Origin of the sequence: Halorubellus sp. JP-L1, assembly GCF_011440375.1 — an archaeon.
Taxonomy (GTDB): domain Archaea; phylum Halobacteriota; class Halobacteria; order Halobacteriales; family Natrialbaceae; genus Halorubellus.
In genome coordinates this window covers 165,661-177,872 of the sequence record NZ_JAAOIR010000003.1, presented here as the reverse complement: position 1 = coordinate 177,872, position 12,212 = coordinate 165,661, and the positions used below count along the sequence as shown (strand labels likewise).

10 protein-coding genes are annotated in these 12,212 nt (G+C 66.9%); 3 read left to right on the top strand and 7 right to left on the bottom strand.

Features of this window, described 5'->3' with window-relative positions; all coding sequences use genetic code 11:
• Nucleotides 1-181: 181 nt before the first annotated feature.
• A complete protein-coding gene (locus G9C85_RS14615) occupies nucleotides 182-1,417 on the bottom strand; it encodes a CaiB/BaiF CoA-transferase family protein (protein WP_166041298.1) in 1,236 nt (411 codons plus the stop codon).
• Between the two features lie 2 nt (nucleotides 1,418-1,419).
• Nucleotides 1,420-2,583, bottom strand: coding sequence for an acyl-CoA dehydrogenase family protein (locus tag G9C85_RS14610; protein WP_166041296.1), 1,164 nt, complete (start codon nucleotides 2,581-2,583; stop codon nucleotides 1,420-1,422).
• Nucleotides 2,584-2,685: 102 nt separating this feature from the next.
• On the opposite strand from G9C85_RS14610, the gene G9C85_RS14605 reads away from it, so the two are divergent.
• The gene (locus tag G9C85_RS14605) at nucleotides 2,686-4,044 is read left to right on the top strand and encodes an MmgE/PrpD family protein (protein WP_166041294.1); all 1,359 of its coding nucleotides are present in this window, start codon (nucleotides 2,686-2,688) and stop codon (nucleotides 4,042-4,044) included.
• A 42-nt stretch (nucleotides 4,045-4,086) separates the two neighbouring features.
• Here the strand turns inward: G9C85_RS14605 and G9C85_RS14600 are convergent, their stop codons facing one another.
• The 3 genes from G9C85_RS14600 to G9C85_RS14590 form a co-directional block, all read right to left on the bottom strand.
• A complete protein-coding gene (locus G9C85_RS14600) occupies nucleotides 4,087-5,157 on the bottom strand; it encodes a branched-chain amino acid ABC transporter permease (RefSeq protein ID WP_166041292.1) in 1,071 nt (356 codons plus the stop codon).
• Complete coding sequence (locus G9C85_RS14595; RefSeq protein ID WP_166041290.1) at nucleotides 5,154-6,101, bottom strand: branched-chain amino acid ABC transporter permease; 948 nt, start codon at nucleotides 6,099-6,101, stop codon at nucleotides 5,154-5,156. The genes G9C85_RS14600 and G9C85_RS14595 overlap by 4 nt, the downstream gene beginning before the upstream one ends.
• 177 nt (nucleotides 6,102-6,278) lie before the next feature.
• Complete coding sequence (locus G9C85_RS14590; RefSeq protein ID WP_166041288.1) at nucleotides 6,279-7,613, bottom strand: ABC transporter substrate-binding protein; 1,335 nt, start codon at nucleotides 7,611-7,613, stop codon at nucleotides 6,279-6,281.
• A 212-nt stretch (nucleotides 7,614-7,825) separates the two neighbouring features.
• On the opposite strand from G9C85_RS14590, the gene G9C85_RS14585 reads away from it, so the two are divergent.
• Both G9C85_RS14585 and G9C85_RS14580 read left to right on the top strand, forming a co-directional pair.
• On the top strand, nucleotides 7,826-9,286 hold the full coding sequence (locus G9C85_RS14585; protein ID WP_166041285.1) for an FAD-dependent oxidoreductase: 1,461 nt from the start codon (nucleotides 7,826-7,828) through the stop codon (nucleotides 9,284-9,286).
• Nucleotides 9,283-10,623: an MmgE/PrpD family protein gene (locus G9C85_RS14580; RefSeq protein ID WP_166041284.1), complete on the top strand. Its 1,341-nt coding sequence runs from the start codon at nucleotides 9,283-9,285 to the stop codon at nucleotides 10,621-10,623. The genes G9C85_RS14585 and G9C85_RS14580 overlap by 4 nt, the downstream gene beginning before the upstream one ends.
• Here the strand turns inward: G9C85_RS14580 and G9C85_RS18710 are convergent, their stop codons facing one another.
• Entirely contained in the window at nucleotides 10,624-11,385 is a 762-nt protein-coding gene (locus G9C85_RS18710) for an ABC transporter ATP-binding protein (protein WP_205254376.1), read from the bottom strand.
• Nucleotides 11,382-12,119, bottom strand: coding sequence for an ABC transporter ATP-binding protein (locus tag G9C85_RS18705; RefSeq protein ID WP_205254375.1), 738 nt, complete (start codon nucleotides 12,117-12,119; stop codon nucleotides 11,382-11,384). The genes G9C85_RS18710 and G9C85_RS18705 overlap by 4 nt, the downstream gene beginning before the upstream one ends.
• Nucleotides 12,120-12,212: the final 93 nt, after the last annotated feature.

Sequence of the window (12,212 nt, the reverse complement as noted above, 5' to 3'; positions counted from 1 at the left end):
CGGTGGAAGCTAGTGTTGCTTCGCGGTCAGAATGACCATCCGAGACTCCGTTACCACCAGTATTTTTATATAAATTCATATCTGTCATAATTCGGGAGCGTGGCACGTTCGACGCTGCGTCACCTTCACCGAGATATTGCGGTCGTGGATCGCCACCGGGGGACGGCCGGACCAGCCGATCCTAGATGGCGTCGTTTCGTTTCAGCCGTTCGAGGTCTTCGTCAGTGTACCCGAACTCCTGGAGGACCTCGTCAGTGTGTTCACCGAGAAGCGGCGGGTGACGGCGGATGCTGGTGGAGGTCTTCGAGAGATGCATCGGACTCCCAGGCATCTCGACGTCGCCGATTGTGGGGTGCTCGACGTGCTGGTGCATGCGTCGTGCGTCCACTTGGGGGTCGTCGAAGACATCGGCCATGTCCTTGACGGAACTCGCGGGGACGCCGTGTTCGTCCAGCTGATCGGCGATCTCGACCGTTCGGTAGTCGGCGAGTTCAGCGTCGAGGATGGCGTCCAGTTCGTCCCGGTTCCGTACGCGGTCGGCGTTCTCCGCGAACCGGGGGTCGTCGATCAGGTCCTCGCGGTCGATGGCGCGACAGAACCGCGGCCACATGTTCTCACTGGAGACGGCGACCACGATGTAGTCGTCACGGGTCTCGAACGCCTGGTAGGGCGCGATGGTCGGGTGCTTGCTCCCCATCCGCCCCGGCGGGTCGCCGGACGCGAAGTAGTACGACGCCATGTAAGTCATCCACGCCACCTGGCCGTCGTAGAGGCTGACGTCCACCTTCTGTCCTTCGCCGTCGCCCGCGAACTCCCGCCGGAAGAGCGCAGCGAGGATGGCCTGCGTGGCGTACATGCCCGCGCCAAGGTCGGCGATCGCGACACCTACCCGGACCGGGGCGCCGCCCTCCTCGCCGGTGATACTCATCATCCCGCCCCGGGCCTGCATCATGATATCGTAGGCAGCACGTTCGGCGTCCGGCCCCCACTCGCCGTAGCCCGTGATGTGGGCGTACACCAGACCAGGGTTCTCGGCCTTGAGATCCTCGTAACCGAGACCCCACTCGTCCATCTTGCCGACGCGGAAGTTCTCCAGGAGGACGTCCGCCTCGCTCGCCAGGTCGCGGAACACCTCGCGGCCGTCCTCGCTCGCGAGATTCAGCGTGATGGAGCGCTTGTTGCGGTTGATACTGAGGTAGTACGCGCTCTCGCCGTCCGCGTCGTCCCCGTACGTGGGCGGGTACCAGCCGCGGGTCTGGTCGCCCACGCCGGGGCGTTCGACCTTGATGACGTCCGCACCGAGGTCCCCAAGCTGCATCCCGCAGAACGGTGCCGCGAGCACCCGCGACGCGTCCAGTACCGTCACGCCGGAAAGCGGCCCTTCGTCCTCGTCTGGCTCCTTCGCTTCGCCGACCATCGTCACTCGAAGGCGGCGATGCCGGTGAGGTCCTCGCCGAGGATGAGCGTGTGGATGTCGTGCGTGCCCTCGTACGTGTAGACGGTCTCGAGGTTCGCCATGTGCCGCATCGGCGAGTAGTCGGTCGTGATGCCGTTCCCACCGAGCATCTCGCGGGCAACCTTCGACTGTTCGCGCGCCATGGCGACGTTGTTGCGCTTCGCCATGGAGACGTGCTGCGGGCGGAGGTCGCCTCGTTCCTTGAGGTCCGCGAGCCGGTGCGCGAGCAGTTGGCCCAGCGTGATCTGCGTAGCCATCTCCGCGAGCTTCTGCTGCTGGAGCTGGAACCTGGCAATGGGGCCGCCGAACTGGTCGCGGTCGAGCGCGTACTGGCGAGCGGTCTCGAAGGCGTCGCGGGCGGCGCCGACGGCGCCCCACGCGATGCCGTAGCGCGCCTGCGTGAGACACGACAGCGGGCCCTTCATCCCCTCGACGTGCGGGAGACGGTTCTCTCTGGGGATGCGTGCGTTCTGGAGACTGATCTCGCCGGTGATGGAGGCCCGGAGCGAGAGCTTCTCCGTGATCTTGTTGGTAGTGACACCGTCTCGGTCAGTTTCGACGAGGAACCCACGGACGGGGTCGTCGTCCTCGGAGCGGTCCCTCGCCCACACGACGGCGACGTCCGCGATCGGCGAGTTCGTGATCCACGTCTTCGAGCCGTTCAGGACGTACTCGTCGCCGTCGCGTTCGGCGCTGGTCTCCATCGCCGTGGGGTTCGAGCCGTGTTCGGGCTCGGTCAGCCCGAAGCAGCCCACCTTCTCGCCCATGCCCATGTCGGGCAACCATCGTTCCTTCTGTTCCTCGCTACCGAACGCGTGGATGGGGTACATGACGAGCGCGCCCTGCACGCTCGCCATCGAACGCAGTCCGGAGTCACACGCTTCGAGTTCCTGCATGAGGAGGCCGTAGGCCTTCTCGGAGACGTTCGGCGACCCATACCCTTCGAGGTTGGGGGCGTAGAAGCCGAGTTCGCCCATCTCTGGGATGAGTTCCGTGGGGAAGGTGCCGTCCTCGAAGTGCTGGCCGATGTCGGGGCGGACCTTCTCGTCGACGAACTCGCGGGCGGTGTCGCGTATCATGCGCTCTTCGTCGCCAAGATCGCTCTCCAGCGAGACGTAATCCAGCATACCCTTGCGTGGGGCTCTCAGGGTAATAGTTGTGCGGGTGATGGTGCCGACTGTCCCCGGAGGACGCCAAGAGTTATGCCGGGGCGTGTCCCTGTCTCACACATGACAGCGACCGCAGACCTGCCGGTATGGGAGCAGCAAACGTACGAGTTCCTCGAGGAGCCAGTCCCCGACGACGTCCTCGACCGGGGCGCCCTCGTCGTGGCGGACGTCCTCGCGGCGGCGACGGCCGGCGCGAACCTGGCGGACGTCAACGAGGTCGCGAACGGCGCGGACTTCGCGGACGGCACGGCGACCGTCCTCGGCACCGACCGCAGTGCTGCACCCGGGCAAGCGGCCCTCGCGAACACGTCCGCCGCCATCGTCCAGGAGATAGAGGAGGGGCACAACACGGGCGGGCACGTAGGCGCGAGCATCGTCGGTGGCGGGTTCGCGCTCGCCGAGCACGCCGACGCCGACGGCGAGGCGTTCGTCGAGGCGGCGGTGAAGGCCTACGAGATATGCACGCGACTCGAACGTGGGATCTTCGCGATGAAGGACCGGATGAACGACGCACTCCCGTGGCTGGTCCGCAACCCGCACTCGACGTGGACGACCGTCGGCCCCGCGCTCACCGGCGCGCTCTGCATGGACCTCGACGACGACCAGTTGCGGAACGCGTTCCGCATCGCGGCGAACCTCGCCGTCGTCTCCATGCACGACGCCTACGAAGAAGGGCCGACGTCGCGGAGTTTCACCGCCGGGTTCTCCGCGCAGGCGGGCGTCGACGCCGCACTTACCGCCGCCGCGGGCCTCCAAGGCTCGAAGGCAGCGATGGGGGAGGTCTACGGGCCCCTCGACGACCTGACCGACGGCGGCTTCGACCGCTGGTTCCGGACGCTCGGCGACCACTGGAACGTCCGGGAGTCATACTTCAAGTTCACGCCCTCGTGCCGATACACGCACCCGCCGCTGGGCGCGCTCCAGGAGATCGTCGATGACGTCGACGTCGACGCGGTCGAGTCCATCGACGTCTACACGTACCGGAACGCGTGCGACCTCGACTACCACGACGTCTCGACGTACACGAGCGCGAAGTTCTCCATCCCGTTCGTCCTCGCGCGATACCTCGCGTCGGGCGACCTCTGGCTGGAGGACTTCCACGGCGACGCCCTCTCGGACCCAGACACGCTCGCGCTCGCCGAACGCGTCCACCTCCACCACGACCCGACCTACGAGCAGACGTTCCCCGAGCACTGGAGCGCCCGCGTCGAGGTCACCCACGATGACGGCCGGACCGTCGACGCTGAGTGCGTCGACCCGCCCGGCGACTTCCGACGCGCACCGGACGAGGCCGACCTGCACGCGCTTTTCGGCGATCTGTTCGAACACGGCGTCGACGACCCGGACGTGGCACTGGAGGCAGTGCTGGATATCAGGAACAGGTCGGTGCGCGACGTCGGAACAGCACTCCGGCCCTGACCGGGCGAGAGCACCGGGAAACCCGGCGTGAATGGCCGTCGTTCAGTCTTCGTCGTCGTCTCCACCGAGCAGCGACCGTATTCGAGCAGGGAGCGAGAGGACGCCGTTCGGCAGGAGGAGCGCGATGAGGACGAGCGAGAGCCCGTAGACGATGTCGTCGGCGCCCGCGAGGTCCCCGAAGTTGAGGCGGAGGAACTCGCTGAGGGGGAAGATGACGAACGCCCCGACGATCGACCCGGCGATGGTACCGAGCCCTCCGACGACTGCGGGCAGGAGGATCTGGACGTTCTTGAAAAGGCCGAACACGGTCTCCGGCCGGATGAGCTCCAGGTAGAACGCCCAGAACGTCCCCGCCCACGCCGTGAAGAACGCGCTGATGCCGGTAGCGGCCATCTTGTAGCGGTACGTCGAGATGCCGATACTGGCCGCGGCGTCCTCGTTCTCGCGGATGGCGAACAGGTACAGCCCCATCTGGCTGTTCTTGATGAGCCACGCCGCCACCGTGACGATGACGAGGAACGCGAGGATGACGTAGTAGTAGGGTTCGGGGCTACGGAACTGCATGGCGACGAGACCGTACTCGGGGTTGGTCATGTAGTCCCGCGGGAACGGCCGGTAGATGCCGACGGCACCGCCGAACTCCCCCAGATTCCGGAACGTCACCTGGAGGAGCATCGCGAACGCGAACGTGGCGAGCGCGAAGTAGTGCCCACTCAGTCGGTACCGGAAGTTCAGGTAACCGACGACCAGTCCGACGACGGCCGCAACGACGGCCGCGACGAGCAGCCCGATCCAGGGGTTGACGCTATACGCGACGACGAGCTTCGTCGCGATGTACGCGCCGAGGCCGAAGAACGCCGCGTGCCCGAACGAGAAGTACCCGGTGAACCCGCTGACGATGTTCCACGCCTGACTGGTGTACGCGAACACGAGGGTGACGACGAGGACGTTGACGGAGAGGAACCCACCGAGAGGCGTGTTCTTCGAGAGGAACGGGAGCGCGGCGAGCAACGCGAACCCCAGCACGCCCTTCGCGAGTGAACTGTACCGGTGCTCGTCGAATCGCGAGTACGCGTCGCTGACGCCCTCGAGGGGCGTGGACTCCGCACTCATCGCTCTGCCTCCGTGCCGAACAGCCCGGTGGGTTTGACGTAGAGGAGACCGACGAACAGCGCGAACACGACGACGTCACCGAACGTGCCGGGGAGGTAGTAGCCGCCGAACACCTCGATGAACCCGATGACGAGCCCGCCGACGAGGGCGCCCGGGAACGACCCCAGTCCGCCGAGGACGACGATGATGAACGCCCGGACGAGGTAGACGTCGCCAGCGGAGGGGCTGAACGGCGAGAACAGCGCGATGGAAGCGCCCGCCAGCCCGGCGAGTGCGGCTCCCAGCCCGAAGGTCAGGTGGTCGACGCGCGGGACGTCGATACCCATGTACCAGGCGCCGTCGCGGTTGTCGGCGGTGGCGCGGATGGCTCGCCCCCGCTTGGTGTACTGGAGGAACAGGTAGACGGCGACGATCGCGGCGACGGCGATGCCGACGGCGGCCAGCTGGGCCCACGGGATGAACGTGCCCCCGATCTGTAGCTCGCCGAACTGGAGGTTGATCTGGCGGGACTGGGTCGAGAAGCGGAGGCGGAGCGCCGCGAGGAGGATGAACGAGATCCCGAGGGTGACGATGAACTGGTTCTCCTCGGGTGCTTCGATGATCGGTTCGATGGTGAGGACGCTCAGTATCCAACCGACGGCGAACATCAACGCCGTCGCGGCGATGATCGCTATCGGGAGCCCGACGTAGTCCGGGAAGCCGAGGTTCGAGGAGACGAGCCACGCCGTGTACATGCCGACGACGAGGAACATCCCGTGCGCGAAGTTGATGACGTCCATGACGCCGAAGATCATCGTCAACCCGAGCGCGGCGAGCGCGTACACGCCCCCGAGGAGGACGGCGAACGCCGCCAGCTGCAAGAGAACAGGGTCGAGCGCCGATAGGTCCGTCCAGAAGTTGCGGAACGGCTCGAGTATCTGGCTGCCAGTGACCAGCGGTAGCATGATATGGTGTTTCGGAGATTCTCTATTTAATGGTTGCCCCTGTCCGTAGCACGGTTCCGGCCGTCGATTCGGATGGCACTTGCTGATCGGATGGCCAAACGTGGGCCTGCGCCATCGGAGACGCTGGGGATTGCGTGTGCGGACCGCGCGAACGTGAGGTGGTTGGGGATTCTGGCGTTACTCGAACACCGGCTCGGTCTCGGCGTACTCCTCGGGCCAGACGACCTGGGGGTCGATGTTCTTGACGTTGAGCATCGGCGCCATCCCGTTCTCGTTCTCGTGGTCGTCGCGGAAGGTGACCGGCCCCATCGCCGCGGGATGGTCGGACACGGACACGTTCCCGAGTGCGCTGTTGATGTCGTCGACGTTCGCGGACCCGGCTTCCTCGATGGCGTTCGCGACGGTGACGACCGTGGTGTAGGTCATCGCCGCGTGGATGACTTCGAGGGGCTCACCGAACTCGGTCCGGTAGTCTGCGAAGATCTTGTCGGTCCAGTCGAGGTTGTAGTTGAAGTCGTAGTTGTTCCCGAAGCCGCCGTTCGCGTACCTCCCGATCTCCGTGACGGCGTCGACCGACGTGTACGTCGGCGTCGAACAGCCGGTCATGAGGGACGGCCGGTAGTTCACGTTCTGGAACGAGTTCATCATCCGGATACCGCCGCCGGCGTAGCCGACGAAGACGAACGCGTCGGCGTCGGTCTGCTTGACCTTCGTCGCCTCGGTGTCCATGCTGGACTGGCCGAACTCGTAGGCGTCCTCCATCACGACCTCGACGTCGTTCTCCGGGAGGTAGGTGTTCAGGTGCTGGCGGATCGCCTGCCCGAAGGCGGTGTTGAGGTAGACGATAGACGCGGTGTCGTAGGTCTTGTCGTTCGCGCGGGCGAGGTTCGGCATGAACTCGGCGTAGTTCTCCGCGAACCGGTTCGCGTTCGGTGAGACCCGCCACGTGTACTCGGCGTCTCGGCCCTGGAGGATGCCGTCGGCGACGGAGACGTCGACGACGTGGGGAATCTGCGAGCGCTCCGCGACCTGCGTCGCGGCCAGGGTCACGGGCGAACTGTAACAGCCGGTGAGGACTTTCGCGCCGGCGTCGATGAGCTCCTGTTCGACTTCGCCGCCGAGTTCCTGTTCGCCCTTGTTGTCCCTCGCCTCGAATGCGAGTTCGGCGCCGTCGAGTGCCGGGATGCCGCCGTCCTCGAATCCGGGGACGACGCCGCCGTCGTTGATGTGCTTGACGGCGAGACGGCCACCGTTCGCCATCGCGACCCCTGCACGTGAGAGGGAGCCGGACAGCGGATGATTCCCGCCGATGAGGATTTCGTCGGGCGCCGATCCGCCGTTCGATCCGGACGTGGTGTCGGTGTCACCGCCGTCGCCGCCGTCGCCGCCGTCGCCGCCGTCGCCGTCACCGCCGCCATCGTTCCCGGTACAGCCAGCGATTCCTACCGCGGCGACGCCCGCCCCGGCGGTCTTGATGTAGTTTCGTCTGCTAGTGTTGTTATCGTCACTCATGCTAGGCGATACCGTGTGGTTTCGGTCGAGTGAGTATAAAGTTGTTGCTAGAGGAACACCGTCGAGGGAACGTTGGCAGACGGTCAACGGATACGACCGCCAGTACGTGCCTCCTGGCACCCACTCGGGTATCGCCACCAGCCCATGAACCCGGGTAACGGACCCGACCTTCCCACTAGTGTTATGGCGTCTGCAACCCACGAACAGGGTGTATGTTCGTCCGACGCGTAGACCCTGCGCGGGTCGACTGGGACCACGAGACCGAACTGGCGATCGTCGGCGGGGGTGGCTGCGGCCTCACCGCCGCCGCCGCGGCCAGCCAGCACGGCGTCGACGTGACGCTGTTCGAGAAGGCCGACCGCCTCGGCGGGAAGGCACGGGTCGCCACCGGCCAGATCTGCGGGGTCGATACCCCACACCAGCGCGAGGTGGGCATCGACGACTCCGCGGACGCCTTCTGCGAGGACCTCGTCGACCAGCAGACCGCGGAATCGAGCGCGAAGTACGACCTGAACCGCGACCTCATCACCACCGTCGCCGGCAACTCGGGGGCCGCGATGGAGTTCCTCGGGGACGTCGTCGGCGCCGGACTCACGCTCCACCGCGGGAGGTTCGAGATGCCCGGTCACCGCGTCCACCGCACCCACTACCCAGTGCGGGACGACGGCGTCGTTCCGCGCGCAGGGCAGCCGCTCACCGACCGCCTCGAAGGGACGATCCGGTCGAACGGCGTCGACGTCCGCACTGGCTTCCCGATGGACCAGCTCCTGCTGGACGAGGACACCGACGCGGTCATCGGCGTCGTCTCGAAGGAGAACCCCGACCCGGTCCCGCGCCGCCAGCCCAATCACGCCGTCCGCGCCGACTACGTCCTCCTCGCATGCGACGGGTTCGCCGCGGACCGCGAACTCGTCACCGACCGGTTCCCCGAGCTCGCCCAGCTCGACTACTGGGGGACCCGCGAGAACACCGGCGACGCCATCCGGGTCGCCGACGAACTCGACCTCGCGCTCGACGTCCCGCTCTACGACATGCACGGCCCGTTCAGCGTGCCCGACGGCATCTATCTCCCGAACGAACTCGTGAAGGCGGGTTCGATCATCGTCAACGAGAGCGCCGAGCGGTTCATGGACTGCGGAGACGTCCCCTACCGAGTCATGGACATGCGCATCCTCGAACAGGAGCACGGGACGGGCTACCTGATCCTCGATCGGGCCATCGTCGACGAGTTCCTCGACGCCGACCTCACCAGTCACCAGTTCGGCTACGTGCTCGACGACGGCGCGTTCGACACCGCCGACTCCGTCGACGAACTCGCCGCACTATACGGTCTCGACGCCGACGCGCTCCGCGAGACCATCGCGGACGTCAACGGCGACGACCCGGCTTACGGCCGGGCGTATCCCCACGAACTCGAACCGACGTTCTACGCCGCGAAGATCCGACCAATGTACGTGAAAGCTCGCCAGGGCATCCGCGTCGACCGCCGGCTCCGCTGTCTCCGCGCCGACGGCACGCCGGTCGACAACCTCTACGCCGGCGGGAACGCCTCGGAGAGTCTCGAGGGAGGCGACCCGAACGTCTACATCCCCGGCATGGACCTGATGACCGCACTCACCGAGGGCTACATGGTCGGTACGCAGGTTGCCGAACGGACGGAGGCGGTTCGATGACCGGATCCAGCCACGAACGCGCGGCCGCCGCGTTCGCCGCCGGCCTCGCGGTCGACGACGTCCCCGAGGCGGTCCGCGACCACGCCCGTCTCGTCCTCGCGGACACCGTAGCGGCGATGGTCGGCGGGTCCACCGACCCGGACCTCTCCCGGTTCGTCGACGATACCTGCGGGGCGGTCCCCGGCGACGCGTCGGTGGTCGGCCACGACACCACCACCTCCCGAGTGTACGCGGCGCTGGCGAACGGGAGCGTCGGGACCGTCCTGGAACTCGACGAGGGCCACAAGTACGCTGCCGGCCACCCCTCCATCCACACGCTCCCGGCCGCGCTCGCGGAGGCCGAGGTCGCGGACGCGAGCGGCGACGACCTCCTCGTCGCGTTCGTCGCCGGCTACGAGGTGGTCACGCGCGTCGCCCGCGCCTGCTACCCGCTCGCCGACGGCTACCACCCCCACGGCGTCTGGGGACCCGTCGGTGCGGCCGTCGCTGTCGCCAGCCTCCGCGACTACGACGATGACACGACCCTCCAGGCGATGCGGATCGCCGCTAACCAAGCCCAGCACACCTTGATGGCCGCCGCCACCGAGGGTGCGACGGTCCGCCAGACGTTCGCCGGGATGGCCAACGCCACCGGCCTCCTCGCCGCGGACCTCGCAGCCGCGGGCCTCACCGGCCTCGACGACGGAACCGGCCGCCACCTCGAACTCGCCACCGCCGACGGCGTCGACCGCACCGAGCTGGACGCCGCCCTCGGCGAGCGATGGGAGGTCACGCGGGGCTACTTCAAGCGCCACGCCGCCTGCCGCTACACGCACCCGACGCTCGACGCCCTCGGCTCACTCCAGGACGCGAACGGCTTCGACGCCGACGACGTCGCGTCGGTCCGCGTCGAGACCTATCCCACCGCCGCCGACCTCGACGAACCCCGTCCGCGGAACGCGCTACAGGCGAAGTTCTCGGTGCCGTTCGCCGTCGCCACGCGCATCGTCAACCACACGTCGGGGAAGGAGGCGTTCGTCGACGACGCCCTCACCGACGCCGTCATCGACCTCGCGGACCGCATCGCGGTCGAGGCGACCGACGAGATGACCGCTCGCCTCCCCGACGAACGAAGCGCTCGCGTCACCGTTACGCTCGCCGACGGCCACACGCTCGTCGAGGAAGTCGTCACCGCGAAAGGCGACGCCGAACGACCGTATACCGAGTCCGAGATCGAGGAGAAGTTCCGTGAACTCGTCACGCCCGTCCTCGGCGACCAGCGAGCGTCCGACCTGTGGGACGCCTGTCGCCGCGGCCCCGCAGCGCCCCGCGCACTCTCAACGCACCTCCAGCCCTGACTATCCCAGTCCGAGGTAGACCTCGATGAGCTCGTCCTCCTCGGAGAGGTCCTCGGTGACGCCGTCGAACTGCTTCTCTCCTTGCGCGAGGATGTAGACGTGGTCGGCGATGCGCATCGCCGACGTCACGTTCTGCTCGACGAGCACGACCTGGACGCCGTGCTCCGTGAGTCCGACGATCCGGTCCATCAGATCGCTGACCAGCGAGGGCTGGAGGCCCGCGGACGGTTCGTCGAGCAACAGGATGTCCGCGCCGGTCACCATCGCCCGCGCGAACGACACCATCATCTGCTGGCCGCCGGACAGCGACTGTGCCTTGGCGTCCAGCTTCTCCTCCAGGGCGGGGAACGCGTCGATGGCATCCTCGATGCGGTCCCGAACGACCTGCCCGTCGTCGACGGTGTGCCCGCCGACGAGCAGGTTCTCGTGGACCGTCATGGACGGGAACAGTCCGCCGTCCTGCGGGACGGTGACGACCCCGGACTTCACCATGTCGCTCGCGGAGGCGTCAGAGCAGTCCCTGTCGCCGATGCGACGAGTGCCCTCCCAGAGGTCGAGTTTGCCGTTCAGGGCCTTGATGAGCGTCGATTTCCCGCTCCCGTTCGGCCCGAAGATGCAGGTGACGCCGTCGTGGCTCCGCACGGAGATCCCGTGGAGGATCTCGCTGCTCCCGTAACCGGTGACGATGTCCTCGCCCACCAGTCGCGGCGGCGCCCCGGCGTCGTCCGTCGATCGGTCAGTAGTCGCGTCGTCGAGGCTCATGGCAGCACCTCCTCGCTGTCCTCGGTCCCGAGGTAGGCCTCGCGGACGCCCTGCTGAGCGGTGACCTCGTCGAAGTCCCCCTCGGCGATGACCTTCCCCTGGTCGAAGACGGTGACGGTGTCCGCGAACTCCCGAACCAGGTCCATGTCGTGCTCGACGATGACGAACGTCGTCCCCCGTTCGTTCATCTCCACGAGTCGGTCGAGGATGCGGTCCTGGAGCGCCGGGTTGACGCCAGCGGTCGGCTCGTCGAGCAGGATGCACTTCGGGTCGAGCATCAGGACGCGCGCCAGCTCGAGGAGCTTCTGCTGGCCGCCGCTCATCTCGCTGGCCTCGTTGTCGGCGATATGGTCGATCTCGAGGAACTCGAGGATCTCGTCGGCCTTCGCCTGCTTCTCGTCCTCGACTCGGAACCCCCTCGAGTGCGTTGCGAGCAGGTTCTCGCGCACGGTGAGGTCCTCGAACGGCGATACGATCTGGAAGGTTCGGACGAGGCCGCGTCGGGCGATGCGGTGGGACGACCAGCCGGTCACGTCCTCGCCGTCGAACGTCACCGTGCCGCCGTCGGGACGGTAGAAGCCCGTGATCGTGTTGAAGAACGTGGACTTCCCACTCCCGTTCGGTCCGATGACGCCGCGCACTTCACCCTCCGAAACTGACAGCGAGATGCCGTCGTTGGCGAGGATAGCCCCGAACGTCTTTCTGAGGTCCTCGGTCTCTAGGAGCGGTGGCATACCCTCTGGTTGCAACCGGGTCACAATAACCTTGGGGGGCCGACGACCGCCTCGACGAACGCCGCGGGGGAAAGATACAACGTCGCGCCGGCG